Consider the following 19473-nt stretch of genomic DNA (forward strand, 5'->3'; position numbering starts at 1 on the left):
GTTCATGAAACCGATTTTTCGAATCGAACACCCATTTGGATCGTTGCCCGCGCGGGCCGCGCGCGGCGGACTGCTGCTGGCCGGCGCGCTGGCCTGTTGCGCTGCCGCGCATGCCGAGCTGCTGGGCGTGGACGGCGGCGGGCCGTCCGGCGGCGCGGGCGCCAGCGGCCCGGGGCTGGCGGGACAGCCAGGCAACGGACCCGCGCCGGGCCTGGGCGGCGACAGGACGACGCCCGTACCCGGCGGTAACGGCGGCGCCGGCGGCGGTGCCGGCGCCGCGGGCGGCAGCAGCGAATCGACTCACTATGGCGGGGGTGGCGGCGGCAGCGACAGCGGCGGAGGCGGCGGTGCATCGATCATCGACCCGATGGGGGCGGCCGGCGGCAACGGCGGCGGCGTGGCCCAGGCGCTCAGCGTCGGCGCGGATCTGCAGTCTAGTCGCGGCGGCGCGGGCGACGACGGCGGCGCCGGGCGCTACGGCATGGAGCCCGGCGGTGGCGGTGGCGGCGGCGGAAGTGGCGCGGCCGTGCTGGCCGGCGGCGGTTATCGTGCGCTGGGCGCGGCCGTCGTGGGCGGGCGTGGGGGGACGGGCGGCGCGGGGTTCGAGTCGGGCGGCGGCGGGGGCGGCGGGCATGGCATACGCGTCGATGCGGCGGATGTACGGATCGACTTGTTCGCCACGCAGGTCGCGGGCGGGCAGGGCGGAGACGGCGGCGCCGGTTCCGGGGGCAGCGGCGGCGGCGGCGACGGCGGGCACGGCCTGGCGGGCGCGGCGAACGATCTGCGCCTGCGCGTAGGCGCGGACAGCAGCCTGCGCGGCGGCGATGGCGGCGCCACGTGGCCGGTTACCCACAGGGCGGGCGCGGGCGGCGCCGGCGGGGCCGGCCTGTTCGTGTCGGCGTCGCGGTGGCAGGTGGAAACCGCGGGCCTGATCCAGGGCGGCAACGGGGCCCGGGGCGAGGCCAGCCGGGAATTCGACGGCGGCGATGGCGGCGCGGGCGGCGCGGGCATCGCGCTGGCCGGCGATACGGGCCGGCTGGTCAACCGCGGCGAGATCCGGGGTGGCTCGGGCGCGACGGGCGGCACGAGCGACCGGGCCGCGCCCGGCGCGGCGGGCGCGGGCGGCGCCGGCGTGCGGATCGCCGGCAACGGCAATCGCCTGGTCAACGCCGGCCGCATCGCCGGCGGCCTGTCCGCGGACGGCCAGCAGGCCGACGCGGTGCGTATCGATGGCGCGGGCAACACCTTCGAGCTGCGCGCGGGGTCCGTCCTGCAAGGCAATGCCGTCGCCACGGGCGGCGCCAACGTGCTGGCCCTGGGGGGCGCGCAGCCGGGCGTCTTCGACGTGTCGGCGCTGGTGGCCGGCGCGCCGGCCGCGTGGAGCGGCGTGGCCCGGTATGGCGGCTTCACGGCGTACGAGAAGACCGGCACGGGCTCCTGGCGCCTGACCGGCGGCAACGCGGCGGCCCTGTCCTGGACCGTACGCGCCGGACGCCTGGCCGTGGATGCCGAGATGGCGGGCTCGGCCATGACGGTGGCCGCCGGCGGCACGCTGGGCGGCACCGGCACGGTGGGCGACACCACCGTCCGGGCCGGCGGCGCGCTGGCGCCGGGCAATTCCATCGGCACATTGCGCGTGGCGGGCGACCTGGTGTTCGAGCCGGGTTCGCGCTTCGAGGTCGAAGCCGACCCGGCCGGCACGGCCAGCGATCGCGTGACGGTCAGCGGCACGGCCGACATCCGCGGCGGCACGGTCCTGCATGTCGGGCCGGAAGGCGGGTTCGAGGCGCGCCAGCGCTACGTGATCCTCACCGCGGGCCGGCGGCTCGGCCAGTTCGATGCCGTCGGTTCGGGCTACGCCTATCTCGCGCCGGCGCTGTCGTATGACGCGACCAGCGTGGCGCTGACCCTGCAGCGCCGCGGCGCGCCAGGCAGCGGCGAACTGGCTTTCGCCGACCTGGCCGATACGGCCAACCAGCGCGCCACCGCCCGCGCCGCCGAGACGCTGCCGGCTGCCCACCCGGTCTACCGCGCCATAGAGACGCTGCCCGAAGGCGCGCCGCCGGCGGCCTTCGATGCCTTGTCGGGCGAGGTGCACGCCAGCACGCGCAGCGCGCTGCTGACGGGCGCGCGCCAGGCGCAGCAGGTCAACCTGGGGCGTTTGCGCGACCACCTGGGCCTGGCCTGGCAGGCTGGCGCGCCGATGGCGGCCAGCGGCAGCGCGCCCGGCGCGGCGGCGCTGCCGGGCGCGCTGTCGCCGGCCTGGGCCGAGGTGGTCGGCGCCTGGCAACGCCTGGACGGCGACGGCAACGCGGCGCAGGTGCGCCAGCATGTCGGCGGGCTGTTCGTCGGCGCCGACACCGCGCTGGCCAACGGCTGGCGCGTGGGCGGTTCGCTGGGCTTTACCGATGGCCGGATCGAGGTCGACGCACGCGCCTCGCAAACCGACGTCGCCAGCTACACCGCCGCGCTCTATGGCGGCCGCGCCTGGGATACGGGCGCCGGACGCCTGAACCTGCTGGCTGGCGCCGCCTATACCTGGCACGACATCGCCAGCGAGCGCCGCGTCGACGTGGGCGACCTGCGGCAGGAACTGACGGCGGACTACGGCGCCAGCACCACGCAGCTGTTCACCGAACTGAGCTACGCCATGCCGCTGGGCATGACAGCCGAACTGGAGCCATTCGCGGGGCTGGCCTGGAACCAGTTGCGCGTGCGCGGCTTCACCGAGACGGGCGGCAGCGCCGCGTTGAGCGGCGCAAGCAGCCGCGACGACATGGCCACCACGACTCTCGGGGCGCGCGTGGCGGTGCCGCTCGGCGCCGGTGCCACGCTGCGGGCGATGGCCGGCTGGCGGCATGCCTTCGGCGATCGCACGCCGCAAAGCACGCTGGCCTTCGGCCAGGGCAGCGCCTTCGAGGTGGCCGGCGCGCCGATCGCGCGCGATGCGGCCTTGCTGGGCGTGGGCGCCGGGATCGAGGTGGCGCGCAATGCCTTCCTGGACGTGGCGTACGCGGGGGAATTCGGCGGCGGCAACCGCCAGCACACCGCCAACGCGGTGCTGCGCTGGCGGTTCTGAATCGCGGCTTGCCTTACGCGGTCCGCAGCGCTCGCACGGCAATGTCCGGGGCGCTTGCCACGATTTTCAGAAGCGCCACGGCAGGGCCCGTCGGATTGCGGTGACCTTGCTCCCAGTTCTGCAGCGTACGGACACTGACGTGGATGGCTTTGGCGAATTCCGTTTGAGACATGTGCGTTTTTTCGCGCGTTGCCTTCACATCCACAGTCTCAACCTTGAATACACGCGATGGCGGCATCTTGCCTTGGCGAATGGCCACGGCTTGCTTCAGGCTGGCTTGCAGGTCGTTGAACACCGTGTTGTCTTTTTTCATCGTTACAGCTCCTTGACCAGTTCGCGCAGCGCCGCGATTTCGTCCGGGGTCAGGTTGATCTTCTTCGACTTTGCATAAGCCGCAAGCATGTAGATCTGACAATCCTGGCTGATCCAGTAATAAATGACCCGGATGCCACCTCGCTTGCCCGTGCCTTGCCGGCCGTAACGCATCTTTCGTATACCGCCGCCCCCACGCAGCAGATCGCCCCTTTCGGGGTTGTCGATCAGCAGCTGTTGCAGCCTGGAATATTCCTCATCCGACAGCAACGCGGTGATCAATTGCGTGAAAATTGGGGTTTCGATGAACTCCATTCATGGAAGGATATACGTCATTGACGTATATTTCAACCTCCAGCACACCGCCAGCGCGGTGCTGCGCTGGCGGTTCCGAACGGGACCCAGTGCTGCCTGCGGCGACGCGCCGCTCAGCCGTTCATCTCGGCCAGCGCGCGCTGCACGGCCGGCCGCGCGCCGACGCGCGCCAGGTAGTCGGCCAGCTTGGGAAAGCGCGTCATGTCGACGCTGTCGCCTTCCATCCAGCTGCCGACGGTGTACAGATAGCCGTCGACCACGCTGAAGCGCTCGCCCAGTGCCCAGGGACCGACGATCTGCGATTCCAGGTAGCCGGCGATGGCCGTCATGTTCTCGGGGATCTTGGCGCGCATGGCCTCGTGCGCGGCCGGGTCGTCGGCCCAGCGCGCGCCGCGCCGTTTGTGCGCGTGCGCGACGTGCGCGGTGGAGGCCAGGTAGTTGGCCAGTTCCTGCATGCGCGCGAACGCGAACGGATCGCCCAGCGGCGCCAGCTGCGCCTGCGGAAAGCTCTGCGCGATGAAAGCGAGCAGGGCGGGATTCTCGGTCAGCACGCCATGTTCGGTGGCCAGCGCCGGCACGCGGCCCTTGGGGTTGACGCGCAGGTAGTCGGGGCTTTGCTGCTGCGTGGCGCCGAAATCCAGCTTGACCAGATCGAAATCGGCGCCGGCTTCGTGCAGCGCGATGTGCGTCGCCAGCGCACAGGTGCCAGGGGCGGTATAGAAGGTCCAGCGGGACATCGTCATCCTCGTCGTGTGTCGTTTGCCAGCGGTATCGCCGCGTTGCCGCGGCGGACTGCGTACAGAGTAGCCGGCGTGGACCGCCAAGCAAAGCCCCGCCCATGCCCGGCGCCGCCGCTCAGGCGCCGGGAAACCGCATGGGCATGGCCTCGAAGACCGAGCGAAAGCGCACGATCTGCGGATGGGTCTCGGCGCTTTTGCGCAGGATCAGGCAGACCTGCATCGGCGCCACCCCCAGCGCGATGTCCAGTACCTTCACGCGGCCGCTGCGCGCGTGCGCCATGGCGGTGTGGCGGGGCGCCGCGGTCAGCAGGCGGGTGGCGGCGACGATGTCCAGCGCCTGGGTGTAGGTGGGGGTTTCCACCACGGGGTGGGGCAGCAGCAGCCCTTGGCGCAGGAAGGCCTCGGTCAGCGCCTGGCGCACGCTCGAGCTGATCCGCTGCAGCACCCAGTCGCACTGCGCCAGCCGGGCGTAGCCCGGTTTCTTCAGGCGCGCCGCCGGATGGTCGGGCCCGCACACCACGCACACGTCATCCTCGTACAGGTTGACGAAGGTCAGCGAGGCGATGTCGCGGCCCAGCTTGGCCACGTCCGGCGGCAGGCGCCCCAGCACGCAGTCCAGTTCGCCGGCCAGCAGCCGCGCCAGCAAGTCTTGCGCGCTGCCTTCCACCGTATGCAGATGACAGCCGCCGGCCTGGCGAAAGCCCTCGATGGCGCGCGGCAGCAGGACGGTGAACGCCTGCGGCACCACGCCGACCCGCAGCACCTCGTGCTCGCCGGTGTCCAGCCGGTCCAGCATGGCGCCCAGTTCGTCGAAGTCGTTCATGAGGATGCGCAGCCGCGGCGCCAGCGCCAGCGTTTGCGCCGTGGGCGCCACGCCCTGGCGGCTGCGCGTGAACAGCTGCACGCCGAGCAGGTTCTCGATGTCGCTGAGCATGGCGGTGGCGGCCGGCTGGCTGATGCTCAGCCGCCGCGCCGCCTTGCGCAGCGTGCCTTCCTGCAGCAGGTACTGGATGAGGGCGATGTGGCGGAACTTCAGGTGCGAGAGCGCCGCGCGCGAACGTTGGACCATGGCGGAGGGGAGAGTGAAAGGTATTGGTTATCACATAAGAGGATTTTTTGAATATTAACTTTGCAGCCCAATCCCTACACTCAGGTCTTTCGCTATGCAGACGAAAAGGGGAAGCGCATGAAAACAGTCTTACGTATCCTGCTGCTTGGCGCCGGCCTGCTGGGCGCCGCGGCGGCCAGCGCCGAGTGGCCGGCGGACCAGCCCATCAAGATCATCGTGCCGCAGGCGGCCGGCGGCACCAACGATACGGTTGCGCGCCTGATGGGCGTGGAGCTGGGCAAGGCCCTGGGCCAGACCGTGGTAGTGGAGAACCGGCCCGGCGCCTCCGGCGCCATCGGCATGCAGCTGGCGTCGCGCTCGCCCGCCGACGGCTACACCCTGGCCATTGCGTCCGACACGGCTTCCATCCTCAGCGCCACCCGCAAGATGGACTGGCGGCTCGACCATGACATGGCTGGCGTGGCGATGGTGGGCGACCAGCCCATCGGCGTGGCCGTCTCGATGCGCGCGCCGTACGCCAGCCTGGACGAGCTGCTGGCCGCGGCCCGCAAGGAACCGGGAACCATTGCTTTCGGCACCTCCGGCCTGGGCACCTCGCAGCATATCGTCGGCGAGTGGCTGACCCACCTGGCCGGCGTGCAGATGATCCACGTGCCCTACAAGGGCGGCGGCCAGGCGGTCACCGACCTGGTGTCGGGCACCACCCCGGCGGCGGTGCTGGGCTTCGCGCCCCTGCTGGGGCAGGCGCGCAGCGGCGGGATACGCATCGTTGCCGTCACCACTGCCGAACGCAACCCCGCCATGCCGGAGGTGCCGACGCTGACCGAACTGGGCTACCCGCAGATCACGCGCTCGCAATGGGTGGGCGTGGTGGCGCCGCGCGACACGCCGCCGGCGATCGTCAAGCGCCTGTCCGACGCCATGGCCGCCATCGGCGCGCAGCCGGCGATACAGGACAAGCTGCGCGAGATCGGCCTGACGCCCAAGTCGATGGATGCCGCGCAGTTCGACGCCTTCATCCACAAGGACGTGGCCGACTGGGGCCGCCTGGTCACGGAACTGAACATCAAGCTGGACTGATTCGGAGGTATTTCATGTCGCAAGTGACGCAACATCCCAACGTGGTACTGATCCTGGCCGACAACCTTGGCTGGGGCGAGCTGGGGTGCTATGGCGGCGGCGCCATCCGCGGGGCGCCCACGCCGCGTATCGATGCGCTGGCCGCGCAGGGCACGCAGTTTCTCAACTTCAACGTGGAAAGCGATTGCGTGCCCACGCGTTCGGCGCTCATGACCGGGCGCCACCCGGTGCGCACCGGCGCCATGCAGTCGGTGCCGGCCGGCCTGCCGCAGGGCCTTGTTCCCTGGGAGCGCACCTTGGCGCAGGCCTTCTCCGAGCAAGGCTACGCCACCGCCATGTACGGCAAATGGCACCTGGGCGACAAGGAGGGCCGTTACCCCAAGGACCGCGGCTTCGACGAGTGGTACGGGATCCCGCGCACCACCAACGAAAGCATGTTCATGGAGGCGGTGGGCTTCGACCCCGACGTGGTGGAAGTGCCGTACGTCATGGAGGGCCGCAAGGGCAGTCCGGCCGAAAGGCGCGAACGCTACGACCTGGAAATGCGCCGCCGCATCGACGAGGTGCTCACGCAACGCAGCTGCGAGTTCATCGGCCGCCACGCGGGCAAGGCCCCGTTCTTCCTCTACGTGCCGCTGACGCAGCTGCATTTCCCCACCATTCCGCACCGCGAATTCGAAGGCCGCACCGGCAAGGGCGATTTTGCCGACTCCCTGGTGGAGATGGACGCGCGCATCGGGCAGATCCTGGATGCGGTCGACCAGCACGGCATCGCCGACGATACCGTCTTCATCTTCGCCAGCGACAACGGACCGGAGTACCGCCGGCCCTGGCGCGGCAGCGCCGGCATGTGGACCGGCACCTATCACACGGCGATGGAAGGGGCGCTGCGGGTCCCGCTCATCGTGCGCTGGCCTGGCAAGGTGCCGGCCGGCCGGCAGACCAACGAGATCGTGCACGTGGTGGACCTGTTCCCCACGCTGGCCGGCATCGCCGGCCTGCAGGTGCCGCAAGACCGGCCCATCGACGGCGTCGACCAGTCCGCCTTCCTGCTGGGCCGCGAGGAGAAATCGGCGCGCGAGGGCTTTGTCTACTACATCAAGAACGAGCTGCGCGCGGCCAAATGGCGCGACTGGAAAATGCACTTTGTCTGGGAGGTGGAGCCCAATGCCGGGCCCAACCACCTGGAGACGCCTTATGTGTTCAACCTGATGCAGGACCCCAAGGAAGAAACCGACGTCAACACCATGCAAGGCTGGGTGCGCGGACCCATACGCCGCATGGTCAATGCGTTCCAGGCCTCGCTCAAGTCCTATCCGCCGATTCCGCCCGGCGCGCCGGACGATTATGCGCCGTCCTACGACATGACGCCGCCGGCCGCCAAGGACGGCGGCCAGGAGGCGCCGTGAGCGACGCCCAGGCCGAATGGGCCGCGCATATCTGCCCGGACGCCGGCGCTGCATTGGCGGCGCTGCCGCCGGCGTGCCGCATCGTCTACCTGGCCGACGGCCAGGCGCCGGCCCTGGGCCGCGCCGTGCGGGCGCTTGCCGCCGATCTCGTCGTGGGCCTGAGCCTGGACTATCCGCCCGGGCTGGACCCACGCGAGCGCGGCGCGGCGGCGCCGGACACCGAGCTGGAAGACGCCTTGCTGGCGCGGCTGGCCGGCTTCGCGGCCATCGCGCGGCGCTGGGACCGCTCGCTGCGCACGGTAGGCTGCCACGGCGCCCTGGCGCTGGACGTGGCCGACGACGAACGCACCACGCAGGTCGTGGCGCGCATGCTGCAACGCTACGATCCGGCGCTGTCGATGGCGGTGCCGGCCGGGCGGCGCGGCATCGCGGTGGCGCATCATTGCGGCATCGCCGTGGTGCGGGAAGCCTGGGCGCGCGCGCCTTCGTCCGGCGCCGCCGATATGTCCAGTGTGCGTGTCGACCGGTACCGGCTATGCCTGGACGCCGGCGGCGCAGGGCAGGGCGCGGGCACGGCCCCCTAGGGGCCGCGCGCCGGCCTATTGCAATGCCTGCGCCACGTACTCGTGGGACCTGGCCCTTTCGTGCGGATCGTAGATCCTGCTGTCTATCATCAGCTCGTCGGCGCCGGTCCGTTCCACCACGCTGTGTATCCAAGCCCTGACCTTTGCCTTGTCGCCGGCGACGGTCATGGCGAGCACCTCGTCGAGCACCCGGCGCTCGTTGTCAGGCAGGCCTTCGACATAGCCGTGCACGGGACGGGGCAGCAGCCCGAGGCGCCCCATGTGCAGGTCGAGCATCCACTGGCGGTGGGAACTGGCCAGAAATTCCGCCTGCTCGTTCGAGTCCGCCGCGAAGATGTTGGCGCCGACCATCACGTACGGGGATGCGAGCCACCTGGAGGGACGGAAGTTCCTGCGATAGTGGTCGACGGCCTGGTCCAGGAACCGCGGCGCGAAATGCGAGGCGAATGCGTAGGGCAGGCCCAGCGCCGCGGCCAGCTGGGCGCCGTACATGCTCGAACCCAGGATCCACACCGGTACGTCATGCCGTCCGGGCACGCCGCGGGCAGGCTGGCGGCCATTGTTGGCGAGATAGTCCATGACTTCCGTGACATCGGCGGCGAAGTCGCTCTCGGCCGCGCCGCGGCGCAGCGCGCGCACCGCGGCGCCGGCGCTGCCCGGGGCCCGCCCCATGCCCAGGTCGATCCGGCCGGGATAGAGGGCGTTCAGGGTGCCGAACTGTTCGGCTATCGCCAGGGGCGCATGGTTGGGCAACATGATGCCGCCCGCTCCCACCCGTATGCGCGAGGTGGCGGCGGCGATCTGGTCGATGATGAGGGAAGTCGCGGCCGAGCCGATGCCGGGCATGTCATGGTGTTCGGCGATCCAGTAGCGCGTGTAGCCATGCCGGTCTACATGGCGGGCAAGTTGCCGGGATTCTTCGATGGCGGTGGCGAGGTCCTTGTCTTCGCCGATCATTACCAGATCGAGAACGGAAAGCGCGGTCATTGTGGTGTCCTGTTGATGCAAAACGGGTTACGGGAAGGGGGAGGCGCCGCGCTCAGGCTGCCGGCTGGGCGGCGGCGTAGCGGGGATAGTCGGTGTAACCGCGGTCGTCGCCGCCATAGAAGGCATGCTTGCCGGCTTCGGCTAGCGGCCATCCGTGGCGCATGCGCTCGACCAGGTCGGGGTTTGCGATGAACGGGCGGCCGAAGACCACCAGGTCCGCCTCGCCGGCATCGAGCGCGGCCTGAGCCGTCTGGGCGGTAAAGCCGCCGGCCAGCATGAAGGTGCCGCCGAATGCCTTGCGCATATCCCGTTGGAAGCCTGCCTGGCCAAGATGGCTGGCGTGCAGGTAGGCAATCCGCCGCTGGCAAAGCGCCCCGGCCAGGCCCAGCCAGCTTGCCTTTTCAGAGTCGAACTCATGCAGGTCGCCCGCGTGCGCGAACGGTGAGATGCGTACGCCGACGCGTTGCCTGCCGATGGCGGCACTGACGGCATCCACCGTCTCCAGCAGCAGCCGGAGCCGATTGGCGATCGACGGGCCGCCGTACTGGTCCTCGCGCGTATTCAGGCCCGCGTTGATGAACTGCTCGAACAGAAAGCCGTTGCCGGCATGGATTTCCACGCCGTCGAAACCGGCGCGCGCGGCGTTTTCGGCAGCGGCGCGGAAGTCGGCGACGATACGGCGGATGCCGGCGATATCCAGCGCCGCCGGCGGGCTGGCCGGAACCTGCGCGGGCCGGCCGTCGTGGCCGTAAGCCTGCACCAGGGTGTGGGCGGCGGCCACGCTCACGGGCCCGACCGGGCTCCCGCCATCGGGCAGCAGGCTGGTGTGCGACAGCCTGCCGACATGCCACAACTGGATGAAGATCCGCCCGCCGGCCCGGTGCACGGCGTCGGTCACGTTTCGCCATGCCGCGACCTGTTCCGGGGTATGGATGCCGGGGGTGCACAGATAGCCGCGCCCCTGCGCCGAGACCTGGGCGCTTTCGGTGACGATGAGGCCGGCGCTGGCGCGTTGCGCGTAATAGAGCGCCATGCTTTGCGCGGGCACGGTGTCCAGGGTCCGGGCGCGCGTCATCGGCGCCATGACCACCCGGTTGGGCAGTATCAGTTCGCCCAGTTCGTAAGGGGAGAATATCGAAGCCATGGTCATGCCTGCCTCAAGAATGGGAGGGGAATTCGGGCAGCACGTACTGCGCCAGCTCGTCCAGGATTTCCGCATACGGCTGGCGGCTGACCTTGGGGTTGAGCGCGACGTGCGCCACGCCGGCCGCGCGCGCCAGTTCCAGGTAGGCGCGCAATCCGTTGCGTCCGGCGCGAAAACCGCCCGGAATACGCTGGAAGGGTTCATCCGGGTTGGCGCTCAGGTCGAGATAGCCGCCAAGCCCAAGCGGCTTGAAATGCGCCGGGCCGGCCAGCCGCGCGACGTGGTCGCGCCATTCCTGCGCCAGCCGCGAGAGGCGCTGCGGCATGGGCGCGCCGGTGAGCAAGCCATCCATATTCCTTGCCAGCCATGCCAGGGTCTGCTGCGCGGCGCCCACGGCGATGGCGGGAACGCGGCCATGCAGCGGCTTGGGCACGAGGTCCAGCTTTCCATCCGAGCCGCCGAAGCGCGCCGATCGGAAGTTGGGAAAACGCTGTTCGGTAAGCGTGCGCAGGACGCCGTAGGCATCGCGGTAGCGCGCGCCACGGGAGTCGTAATCGATGCCCAGCATGGGGTAGTCGCTCAGGCGGTCGCCCGACGACAGGCCCAGCACGAAACGCCCGCCGCTCAGTTGATCGAGCGAGGCCGCCTGTTTGGCCAGGTACATCGGCTCGTGGGTCGGCAGAACGATTCCGGTCGTGCCCAGCGCGATGCGCCGGGTGGCCGCGGCGAGGTAGCCGATGTAGACCAGCGGTTCGAATATCTGGGCGACGTCGCCATAGGCCGGGTCATGAAAGGGCACGTCGCGCAGCCACAGGGCTCCGAAACCGAGCGCTTCGGCGCGCTGCGCCATCTCGACGTGGCGCGCCATCGTGGGCGCGGGCCTGTCCGGGTGGGTTTCCAGCGGCAGAATCAGGCCGATGCTCAGGGCCGCGGGCCGGAACAGCCGGCCGAACCCCGCGTGGCTTTCCAGGCCTGCGCAAGGCGGTTCGAAGGAGGGGCGGTCGAGGGGGGCGGAATTCGGGGTGTCCATCGGGTGAGGCTCCAATCAGTACATGCCGTGCAGTCTGATTGATTCCTGGCGGCGGATAAACTGCCTGCGATGCCCCTTACTCGGGACTTGAATTCCCGAATGCGTCGCAGTCTTTGTCAGCTGGCGGGCTCCAGGCGCTCCCACGGCACACCATCGCGCCACCGCTCGATCAGCAGATCGATGAAGGCGCGGGTGCGCGGGGAAAGGTGGCGCTTGCTCGGGTAGATGAGCCGTATCGGATCGGCGGGAGGACGGTAGGCTTCCAGGACCTCCACCAGGTCCCCGCGCTGCAGGTCCTTGCCCGTGATGTAGGTGGGCAAATGGATCAGCCCGAAGCCGGAAAGCGCGGCCTCGCGCAGCGCCTCCGAACTGTCTATGTTCATGCGGCCGGGGCCGTCGCACACCTCGATCGCGTCGCCCTGCCCAAGCCGCCACGGCATGGGGCGCTGTCCGCTCAGAAAGAAGATCGTGTCGTGGCCGGCAAGGTCCGCGGGCGTCGACGGCACGCCCTTCTTGGCCAGGTAGTCGGGCGCGGCGCAGGTGACGAACTGTTGTCCGCCGATGGTGCGCGACAGAATGCGGGCGTCGTCCTTGACGCCACCGATTCGAACGGCGACGTCGATGCCTTCCTCGATCAGATCCACGTAATGATCGGTGAACCAGACGTCTGCCTGGATTTCCGGCCAATTCGTCACGTATGCATTGAGGATGGGCAGGATATGGCGCTGGCCGAAGGACAGCGGCGCGGTCAGCCGCAGGATCCCGGCTGGCTTGCCCCGCCGTTGCGCCATGGTCGCATCGACTTCCTCCAGGTCTTCGAGGATCTGGCTCCAGCGCTCGAAGACGACCAGGCCCTCGCCGGTCACGTTCAGCTTGCGCGTGGTGCGATGCAAGAGCCGCACGCCCAGGCGCGCCTCGAGCCGGGCGACGCTCTTGCCGACCGCCGAGCGGGTCACGCCCAGCGTGGCGGCCGCCGACGTGAAGCTGCCGGCTTTCACCGCCGACACGAAAGCCAGGATGTCGCCGAAGCGGTTGGGTTCCATGGAAGCCGTCGATCCAAAGGGCGCGATGGTGCGCGTTGCCTGCCGTGGGAAGCCATTTCCCCGACTGACGAAATGGTATTCCAACTTGCGGCGCGAAGTGCGGGCGCGCGAAGGCGGCCGGTTTTTCCGGGCGGTGTCATGCGCCGCCTGGAAAGACCCGGTCCCTGGCATCGCAGCTAGCGCCAGGCCGGCGCCACGGCCGTTTCGCGCATGATGGCTTCGGGAGTCCGGTACCGCTCGGCCATCTCGCGCTCCGCCTCGTCGCGCAATTGGGCCTGCATGTAGCGGCCCAGGTCGCGGGCGTGGCCGACGATGAACTTGCCGAACGGCAAGCGTTCGTCTTCGTACGCCTGTAGCGCGGCGCCGATATCCGGCGTACCCGCGAGCGCATCGGCCAGCGCGCGCGCGTCGCCGGCGGCCTTGGTCACGCCCATGCCGCAGTGCGGGCGCGCCACGAACGCCGCGTCGCCCAGCAGGGCCACGCGGCCCAGCGCCAGGCGCGGGCTTTCCAGGTCGAAAATCGGCTGGAAGAACAGGTTGGCGGTTTTGGCCACGACCTCGCCGAACTGCGGGGCCAGTACCTGCGCGGCGGCCTGGCGCGCCTGCGCCACGATTTCCGGCCGGATCAGCGGGGGAGGAATGCCGTCCATCCAGGCCTGGCCCTGGGCGTCGGTCACCATGTCCCGGAACGTGGTGTGTTCGTCGGCCGGGCGATACCACACGAAGTTGAAGCGCCGGGCGGCGTCTTGCGCGCCGGAGCCTGTGCCTGCCACGGGATAGGCGATCATCTGCTCGTGCGTCGGCAGGCCGAAGGCAAAGTAGGGGCACAGCTCGCGGCGCGTGCGTGCGCTCAGGCTGGCTTCGTCGACCAGCCCCCGCCAGGCCACGTAGCCCGCATAGGCGGGCCTGGCCTGCGGCAGCAGCGCCTGGCGCAGGGTCGAGCGCAAGCCGTCGGCCGCCACCACCAGGTCCACCTCGGCGCGCGCGCCGTCGGCAAACCGCAGCAAGGCCCTGCGCTCGTCCTGCTCCAGGGATTCGAGCGCCTGGCCGCGATGGTAGCGTTCGGCCGGGAAGCGCGTTCTCAGGATGCTGAACAGCCGTCCCCAGGCGGTCAGCAGTTGTGGCAGCGCACGGCTGGCCAGTACGCTGCCGTCCAGGTCCAGGGTGACGCGGCGCGCCACCTCGATGCCGATCGATTCGGTCGGCGCCACGCCTATCCGGCGCAGCACGTCCAGCAGCTCGGGATGGGTCACGATACCGGCGCCACGGCCGTCGAGCTCGTCGTGCACCCGCTCGTGGACGTGGACGTCCCAGCCCGCGCGCAACAACAGGTTGGCGGCGAACAGGCCGCCCAGGGAGCCTCCGATGACGGCCGCTTTACGCACGGGTTGCATGCTGGTCTCCGTTGTGCGGGGTTGCGGCGTCGGCGCCCATCGCCTGTGCCGCGGGATAGTTCAATTCGATGGTCACGCCGGATGGGTCTTCGACGAACACCTGGTGCAGCCCGAGGTCCGGCACCGTGCGCTCGCGGAAATCGAGGCCGGCGTTCGCCAGGCGCGCGCGCATGTCGGCCAGGTCGGTCGCCAGGAACGCCAGGTGGTCGATCGCCGCGCTGCCATGCAGGCTGGCGGCGTCCTTGTCGCCGAGATAGTCGGCCAGCCCCTGCGGGTCGTCGCGGTCCACGCCGATGAGGTGGACCACGCCGTAGTCGGCCTCGTCGCCGCCCTGGTACAGCCAGACGCCCGGAAACTTGAACGCCGGGCGGTAGCCTTCCTTGAACCCCAGGATTTCGGTATAGAAGCGGCGCGAGGCGTCCAGGGACGCCGTGCGCACGGAGTAGTGGGCGAGTTTGCGGACAGGCATGTGGCGCCTCCTTGATCCAAGTAATCGAGTGATAAATAATAGAGATCGATTTCCCGCTGCGCAAGCGAATGGAAAGAAAACGACGCCAAGGGTTTTCCCCGGCGAAGAAAAAATTGACAAGCCGAATGGCCTGTACGATAGTTATCAAATGATAAACAACGGATCGTGCGGGATCCAATCTGACCAGGAGACATCAATGTCCATGCGAACCCCATGGCGCGCCTCGGGCCTGCTGGCGGCAGCGCTCTGGTGCGCCGCCAGCGCGGCCCAGGCGCAGACCATCAAGATCGGGCTGCCGGTGCCGCTCAGCGGTCCTTACGGCGCGGAAGCGCAAGACCAGGTGCGCAATGCCGAGCTGGCGGTCAAGCAGTTCAACGATGCTGGCGGCCTCGACGGCCGCAAGGCCCAGCTTCTGGTGCGCGACGACCGCCTCAACCCGGCCGAGGCCGCCACCCGCGCGCTGGAGCTGATCGAGAAGGACGGGGTCAACTTCATCGTCGGCGGGCTTTCGGCGGCGACGCAGCTGTCGATCAACAACGTCACCAGGCAGCGCAAGAAGCTGTATATCTCCATCAGCCAGTCCGACGCGATCAACGAGGCCGCCGACGCCAGCCCATACACTTTCCATGAGGCGCTCAATCCGCACATGACCACGCAGGCGGTGGGCAAGTACGTCTTCAAGCCCGGCATGAGGGTGGCCTTTCTCACCGCCGATTATGCGTATGGCCACGAGATGACGCGCGGCTTTACCGAGGTGGCCCGCCAGCAGGGCGCCGAGGTGGTCGGCGAGGTCAAGCATCCGCTGGGCGCCTCCGACTATTCGGCTTTCCTGCCGCGCCTGAAGGCGCTCAATCCGGACGTGCTGGTGTTCAACAACTTCGGCGCCGACAACCGCATTTCGATCAAGCAGGCGGCCGATTTCGGCATGAAGCGCAATATCAGGTTCGTCACCCCGATCCTGACCTACACCGCCCGCGTCTCGGGCGGCGCGGCGACCTACCAGGATGTCGTGGGCGGAACCCAGTACTACTGGGCGATCCAGGACAGCGTGCCGTCGGCCAAGGCGTTCAACGCCGCCTTCCAGGCCGAGAACAATGGCCGCTTTCCGTCCGACTATGGCGCCATGGCATATTCGGCCGTGAAATCGCTTCTGCTGGCGGTCCGGGACGCCGGCAGCACGGATACCGACGAGGTCGCGGCGGCGCTGCGCAAGCTGAAGTACGACACCTACAAGGGAGCCCAGTATTACCGCGGCTGCGACCAGCAATCGGTGCAGTCGGTGCTGGTCATCCAGTCGGTGGGCAAGGACAACGCCCACCCCGACGAGGTATTCAAGCTGCTGCATACCGAAGCGCCCAGCGAGCAGATCCTGCGCAGCTGCCAGGCGCTGGGCTTCAAGTAGGCATTTCGCCCCGCCGCCGTGCTTGGGCCGGCGACGGGGCAGGGGACGAGAATGACTGTTGATCTGGTGTTGCTCCAGCTGTTTACCGGGCTGGCGCTGGGAGCCATCTACGTGCTGCTGGCGGTCGGCCTGTCGCTGATATTCGGCATGCTGACGGTGGTGAATTTCGCGCACGGGGCTTTTTTCATGCTCGGGGCGTACGCGGGCGTCGTGGTGCTGGGCCTGACGCAGAACTTCTGGGCGGCCATGCTGCTGGCGCCGCTGGCCGTGGCGGCCGTGGGCATGGTCTGCGAGCGCTGGCTGATACGCCCGCTCTACGGACGCGGAATCGACTATCCGCTCCTGCTGACCTTCGGGCTGGCCTACATGCTGGTGGAAGCCGTGCGCATGCTGTTCGGCCGCGCGGGGCTGCCCTTCGACACGCCCGAGGCGCTGGCCGGCTTCACCAACCTGGGCTTTGCCGATTTCCCGACCTACCGGCTTTTCATCATCGCCGTGACGATCGTGCTGCTGCTGGCGCTGTGGCTGCTGATCGAAAAGACCGCGTTCGGATTGATCGTGCGCGCCGGCGCGCGCGACCCCGTCATCGTCCGCGTGCTGGGCATCGATGTGTCGCGCGTCTGGCTGCTGGTATTCGGCCTGGGCACCGGCATCGCCGCGCTCGCCGGCGTGCTGGCGGCGCCCTTGCAGGGCGTGTCGCCCGAGATGGGCACCTCGGTGCTGATCGTGGCCTTCGTGGTGACGGTCGTCGGCGGGATGGGATCGCTGATGGGCGCGGTGGTGGCGGGGCTGCTGGTCGGCGTGGCCGAAAGCATGTCGGTGCTGTTTTTCCCGGAGGCGGCCAAGGTGTCCATGTTCGTGATCATGGCCGCGGTGCTGCTGTGGCGGCCGCAAGGGCTGTTCGGTCGATCCGGACTGCTGGCGTAAGGAGAGGATTCATGCGTTCATTGTCATTCGCGGCGGGCGCCAGGCCCTCCGGCGCCACGGTACTGCGCGGGCTGGTCGCGCGCCACCGCGTGCTGGCCGCCATCGCGTTCTTCTGCGTGTTCCCGTGGATCATGCCGTATCAGTCGGTTGCCATCAACGTGCTGATCTTCGGGCTCTACGCCGTCGGCTTCAATCTGCTGTTCGGCTACATGGGCCTGCTGTCCTTCGGCCATGCGGCCTTTCTCGGCACGGGCGCCTACACGGCCGGCATCCTGATCTCGCAGCACGGCGCCGCCTGGTGGTGGGCGGTGCCGGCGGCCATCGCCATGTCGGCCCTGGTCGCGCTGGCCATGGGCCTGCTGGCCATCCGCACGCGCGGCATCTACTTCGCGATGGTCACGCTGGCGCTGTCGCAGTGCGTCTACTTCCTGGTCTACCAGTTGCCGGCCTCGGGCGGCGAGAACGGCCTGCGCGGCGTCAACGTGGCCGAGGTCTCGCTGCTGGGGCTGCGCCTGGACCTGCTCGATCCCATGCAGAAGTACTACTTCATCCTGGGGTTCGTCGCGCTGGCGATGGCCGTGCTCTCGCGCATCCTGTCCTCGCCGTTCGGCGGCGTGGTCGAAGCGATACGCGAGAACGAATCGCGCGCCCGCGCCTGCGGCTTCGACGTGGACCGCAGCAAACTGCTGACCTTCGTGCTGTCGGCCGCGTTCTGCGGCCTGGCCGGCGCGCTCAACGCGATCCACCTGTCCAGCGTGGCGATCGAGACCCTGGCCTATACGACCTCGGGCATGGTCGTCATGCTTTGCCTGCTGGGCGGGATGGGCACCTATTTCGGGCCGTTCGTGGGCGCGGCCCTGTTTCTCTTCATCCAGGACGTCGCATCCGAATACACCGAGAACTGGCAGCTCTACGTCGGAGCGGTGTTCGTGATCTTCGTGCTGTTCTTCCCCAAGGGCGTGTGGGGCACCGTGCTGGAAAGGATCGACCATGAGCGCTGACCCCATCATCGAAACCCGCGCGGTGACCAAGCGCTTCGGCGACTTCGTGGCGCTGAGGAACGTATCGGTGCGCATTCCGCGCGGCCGCCTGACCTCTATCATCGGCCCCAACGGCGCCGGCAAGAGCACCTACTTCAACCTGCTTTCGGGCGCCTTCGCGCCCAGCGAGGGCAGCGTGCTGTTCGAGGGGCGCGACATCACCGGCCTGCCCGAGCATCGCTACGCGCACACCGGCATCGCCAAGTCGTTCCAGATCACCAACCTGTTTCCCAGTTTCAGCGTGCTGGAGAACGTGCGCATCGCCCTGCAGGCGCAGGTGTCGCGCTACAACCTGTGGAGCCGGCGCAGCGACCTGCCCGAGTTGCGCGAGCGGGCGATGGCGCTGCTGCAGACGGTGGGGCTGGCCGACAAGAGCCGGGTCAGGGCGCGCGAGCTGGCGCATGGGCAGCAGCGCGCGCTGGAGATCGCGGTGGCCCTGGCCGCCGATCCCGGCCTGCTGCTGATGGACGAGCCCACCGCGGGCATGAGCCCGGAGGAAACCCGCGCGATGATGGACCTGATACGGCGGCTAGTCGAGGCGCGCAGCGTGGTCCTGGTCGAGCACAAGATGAAGCTGGTCATGGGCATCAGCGACCGGATCGTGGTGCTGCACCACGGCGAGCTGCTGGCCGAGGGTTCGCCGGACGACATCCGCAACAACGACCAGGTCAGGCGCGTCTACCTGGGCCAGGGCAAGCACTGAGGAACATCATGCTGAAAATCCAAGACCTGCACGCCTGGTACGGCAGCAGCCACATCCTGCAGGGCGTCAGCCTCGACGTGGAGCGCGGAGAGCTGGTCTGCCTGGTCGGCCGCAATGGCGCGGGCAAGACCACCACGGTCAAGAGCGTGGCCGGGCTCATCCCCAAGGCGCGCGGAACGATACGGTTCGATGGCCGGGACATTCTCGGCCTGCCGGCGCACGCCCGCTACGCCATGGGCCTGGCCTACGTGCCGGAAGAGCGGCGCATCGTGCCCGGCCTGACGGTGCGCGAGAACATCCAGCTGGGCCTGCTGCGCTCGCCCTTGCACCGCCGCGAAAAGGAGGTCATCGACGAAATCGCCGAGACCTTCCCGCGCCTGAAGGAACGCCTGGACCAGCAGGCCGTGACCATGTCCGGCGGCGAGCAGCAGATGCTGGCCATCGCCCGCGCCGCGGCCTCGAAGCCCAAGTTCATCATGCTGGACGAACCCTCGGAAGGCATCATGCCGGTGCTGGTCGACGAAATGTTCCGCTACTTCGAAACCCTGAAGGCCGCGGGCGTGACGATGCTGCTGATCGAACAGAACGTGGAGCTCGCGCTGGCGATCGCCGACCGGGCCTACATCCTGGACCAGGGCGAGGTCGTCTACAGCGGCGGCGCGCAGGCCATGCTGGCCGACGAAGTCATGCAGGAGCGCTACTGCTCCGTGTGACAGGACCGGCCCGCCGCCCGGAGGGCAGGGCGG

At 69.0% G+C, this 19473-nt stretch carries 19 protein-coding genes; 9 read left to right on the forward strand and 10 right to left on the reverse strand.

Going from position 1 to position 19473, the window contains the following annotated elements; genetic code table 11:
• The first annotated feature begins 4 nt into the window (after positions 1-4).
• Complete coding sequence (gene sphB2, locus EL288_RS11780; RefSeq protein ID WP_126621938.1) at positions 5-3079, forward strand: autotransporter SphB2; 3075 nt, start codon at positions 5-7, stop codon at positions 3077-3079.
• Between the two features lie 13 nt (positions 3080-3092).
• Here sphB2 and nadS read toward each other — a convergent pair whose 3' ends face one another.
• The 4 genes from nadS to EL288_RS11800 all read right to left on the reverse strand — a co-directional run bounded on the left by nadS (position 3093) and on the right by EL288_RS11800 (position 5515).
• Positions 3093-3392, reverse strand: a complete 300-nt coding sequence (gene nadS, locus EL288_RS11785) for a NadS family protein (protein ID WP_003811547.1) — start codon at positions 3390-3392, stop codon at positions 3093-3095.
• Between the two features lie 2 nt (positions 3393-3394).
• A complete protein-coding gene (locus EL288_RS11790; RefSeq protein ID WP_003811545.1) occupies positions 3395-3706 on the reverse strand; it encodes a type II toxin-antitoxin system RelE/ParE family toxin in 312 nt (103 codons plus the stop codon).
• A 113-nt stretch (positions 3707-3819) separates the two neighbouring features.
• Entirely contained in the window at positions 3820-4443 is a 624-nt protein-coding gene (locus tag EL288_RS11795) for a glutathione S-transferase family protein (RefSeq protein WP_003811542.1), read from the reverse strand.
• A gap of 118 nt (positions 4444-4561) precedes the next feature.
• Positions 4562-5515, reverse strand: coding sequence for a LysR family transcriptional regulator (locus EL288_RS11800; protein ID WP_033451213.1), 954 nt, complete (start codon positions 5513-5515; stop codon positions 4562-4564).
• A 117-nt stretch (positions 5516-5632) separates the two neighbouring features.
• Here EL288_RS11800 and EL288_RS11805 point away from each other — a divergent pair, with 117 nt between their 5' ends.
• Genes EL288_RS11805 through EL288_RS11815 form a run of 3 tightly spaced genes read left to right on the forward strand, consistent with a single transcriptional unit; the run spans position 5633 to position 8588 of the window.
• Complete coding sequence (locus tag EL288_RS11805; RefSeq protein WP_003811538.1) at positions 5633-6595, forward strand: Bug family tripartite tricarboxylate transporter substrate binding protein; 963 nt, start codon at positions 5633-5635, stop codon at positions 6593-6595.
• 14 nt (positions 6596-6609) lie between these two features.
• Positions 6610-8004, forward strand: coding sequence for an arylsulfatase (locus EL288_RS11810; RefSeq protein ID WP_003811536.1), 1395 nt, complete (start codon positions 6610-6612; stop codon positions 8002-8004).
• On the forward strand, positions 8001-8588 hold the full coding sequence (locus tag EL288_RS11815) for a LamB/YcsF family protein (protein WP_003811534.1): 588 nt from the start codon (positions 8001-8003) through the stop codon (positions 8586-8588). Before EL288_RS11810 ends, EL288_RS11815 begins: the two co-directional genes overlap by 4 nt.
• 15 nt (positions 8589-8603) lie before the next feature.
• On the opposite strand, the gene EL288_RS11820 is transcribed toward EL288_RS11815, so the two are convergent.
• The 6 genes from EL288_RS11820 to EL288_RS11845 form a co-directional block, all read right to left on the reverse strand.
• Positions 8604-9575: an LLM class flavin-dependent oxidoreductase gene (locus EL288_RS11820; protein ID WP_003811532.1), complete on the reverse strand. Its 972-nt coding sequence runs from the start codon at positions 9573-9575 to the stop codon at positions 8604-8606.
• Between the two features lie 52 nt (positions 9576-9627).
• On the reverse strand, positions 9628-10725 hold the full coding sequence (locus EL288_RS11825) for an alkene reductase (RefSeq protein WP_003811530.1): 1098 nt from the start codon (positions 10723-10725) through the stop codon (positions 9628-9630).
• A 7-nt stretch (positions 10726-10732) separates the two neighbouring features.
• Complete coding sequence (locus EL288_RS11830) at positions 10733-11749, reverse strand: LLM class oxidoreductase (RefSeq protein WP_033459404.1); 1017 nt, start codon at positions 11747-11749, stop codon at positions 10733-10735.
• Positions 11750-11865: 116 nt separating this feature from the next.
• Complete coding sequence (locus EL288_RS11835; RefSeq protein WP_003811527.1) at positions 11866-12792, reverse strand: LysR family transcriptional regulator; 927 nt, start codon at positions 12790-12792, stop codon at positions 11866-11868.
• Between the two features lie 176 nt (positions 12793-12968).
• The gene (locus EL288_RS11840) at positions 12969-14177 is read right to left on the reverse strand and encodes an FAD binding domain-containing protein (protein WP_126622042.1); all 1209 of its coding nucleotides are present in this window, start codon (positions 14175-14177) and stop codon (positions 12969-12971) included.
• Complete coding sequence (locus tag EL288_RS11845) at positions 14170-14655, reverse strand: VOC family protein (protein ID WP_003811524.1); 486 nt, start codon at positions 14653-14655, stop codon at positions 14170-14172. Before EL288_RS11845 ends, EL288_RS11840 begins: the two co-directional genes overlap by 8 nt.
• A 196-nt stretch (positions 14656-14851) precedes the next feature.
• On the opposite strand from EL288_RS11845, the gene EL288_RS11850 reads away from it, so the two are divergent.
• From EL288_RS11850 to EL288_RS11870, 5 genes are read left to right on the forward strand one after another with little or no spacing between them, the layout of a single operon-like run.
• Positions 14852-16057: an ABC transporter substrate-binding protein gene (locus EL288_RS11850; protein ID WP_003811523.1), complete on the forward strand. Its 1206-nt coding sequence runs from the start codon at positions 14852-14854 to the stop codon at positions 16055-16057.
• Positions 16058-16108: 51 nt separating this feature from the next.
• A complete protein-coding gene (locus EL288_RS11855; protein ID WP_003811521.1) occupies positions 16109-16984 on the forward strand; it encodes a branched-chain amino acid ABC transporter permease in 876 nt (291 codons plus the stop codon).
• Positions 16985-16995: 11 nt separating this feature from the next.
• A complete protein-coding gene (locus EL288_RS11860) occupies positions 16996-17985 on the forward strand; it encodes a branched-chain amino acid ABC transporter permease (RefSeq protein ID WP_003811518.1) in 990 nt (329 codons plus the stop codon).
• Complete coding sequence (locus tag EL288_RS11865) at positions 17975-18727, forward strand: ABC transporter ATP-binding protein (protein ID WP_003811516.1); 753 nt, start codon at positions 17975-17977, stop codon at positions 18725-18727. Before EL288_RS11860 ends, EL288_RS11865 begins: the two co-directional genes overlap by 11 nt.
• 8 nt (positions 18728-18735) lie before the next feature.
• Positions 18736-19440, forward strand: coding sequence for an ABC transporter ATP-binding protein (locus EL288_RS11870; RefSeq protein WP_003811513.1), 705 nt, complete (start codon positions 18736-18738; stop codon positions 19438-19440).
• Positions 19441-19473: the final 33 nt, after the last annotated feature.

The organism is Bordetella bronchiseptica, assembly GCF_900636925.1.
Taxonomy (GTDB): Bacteria; Pseudomonadota; Gammaproteobacteria; order Burkholderiales; family Burkholderiaceae_B; genus Bordetella; species Bordetella pertussis.

What these genes read in the sequence shown, in the direction of transcription:
- EL288_RS11850 (WP_003811523.1), top strand. Translation starts at nt 14,852, where the DNA reads ATGTCCATGCGAACCCCATGGCGCGCCTCGGGCCTGCTGGCGGCAGCG.
- nadS (WP_003811547.1), bottom strand. Translation starts at nt 3,392, where the DNA reads ATGAAAAAAGACAACACGGTGTTCAACGACCTGCAAGCCAGCCTGAAG.
- EL288_RS11805 (WP_003811538.1), top strand. Translation starts at nt 5,633, where the DNA reads ATGAAAACAGTCTTACGTATCCTGCTGCTTGGCGCCGGCCTGCTGGGC.
- EL288_RS11835 (WP_003811527.1), bottom strand. Translation starts at nt 12,792, where the DNA reads ATGGAACCCAACCGCTTCGGCGACATCCTGGCTTTCGTGTCGGCGGTG.
- EL288_RS11800 (WP_033451213.1), bottom strand. Translation starts at nt 5,515, where the DNA reads ATGGTCCAACGTTCGCGCGCGGCGCTCTCGCACCTGAAGTTCCGCCAC.
- EL288_RS11790 (WP_003811545.1), bottom strand. Translation starts at nt 3,706, where the DNA reads ATGGAGTTCATCGAAACCCCAATTTTCACGCAATTGATCACCGCGTTG.
- EL288_RS11855 (WP_003811521.1), top strand. Translation starts at nt 16,109, where the DNA reads ATGACTGTTGATCTGGTGTTGCTCCAGCTGTTTACCGGGCTGGCGCTG.
- EL288_RS11830 (WP_033459404.1), bottom strand. Translation starts at nt 11,749, where the DNA reads ATGGACACCCCGAATTCCGCCCCCCTCGACCGCCCCTCCTTCGAACCG.
- EL288_RS11810 (WP_003811536.1), top strand. Translation starts at nt 6,610, where the DNA reads ATGTCGCAAGTGACGCAACATCCCAACGTGGTACTGATCCTGGCCGAC.
- sphB2 (WP_126621938.1), top strand. Translation starts at nt 5, where the DNA reads ATGAAACCGATTTTTCGAATCGAACACCCATTTGGATCGTTGCCCGCG.
- EL288_RS11870 (WP_003811513.1), top strand. Translation starts at nt 18,736, where the DNA reads ATGCTGAAAATCCAAGACCTGCACGCCTGGTACGGCAGCAGCCACATC.
- EL288_RS11860 (WP_003811518.1), top strand. Translation starts at nt 16,996, where the DNA reads ATGCGTTCATTGTCATTCGCGGCGGGCGCCAGGCCCTCCGGCGCCACG.
- EL288_RS11825 (WP_003811530.1), bottom strand. Translation starts at nt 10,725, where the DNA reads ATGACCATGGCTTCGATATTCTCCCCTTACGAACTGGGCGAACTGATA.
- EL288_RS11845 (WP_003811524.1), bottom strand. Translation starts at nt 14,655, where the DNA reads ATGCCTGTCCGCAAACTCGCCCACTACTCCGTGCGCACGGCGTCCCTG.
- EL288_RS11865 (WP_003811516.1), top strand. Translation starts at nt 17,975, where the DNA reads ATGAGCGCTGACCCCATCATCGAAACCCGCGCGGTGACCAAGCGCTTC.
- EL288_RS11820 (WP_003811532.1), bottom strand. Translation starts at nt 9,575, where the DNA reads ATGACCGCGCTTTCCGTTCTCGATCTGGTAATGATCGGCGAAGACAAG.
- EL288_RS11795 (WP_003811542.1), bottom strand. Translation starts at nt 4,443, where the DNA reads ATGTCCCGCTGGACCTTCTATACCGCCCCTGGCACCTGTGCGCTGGCG.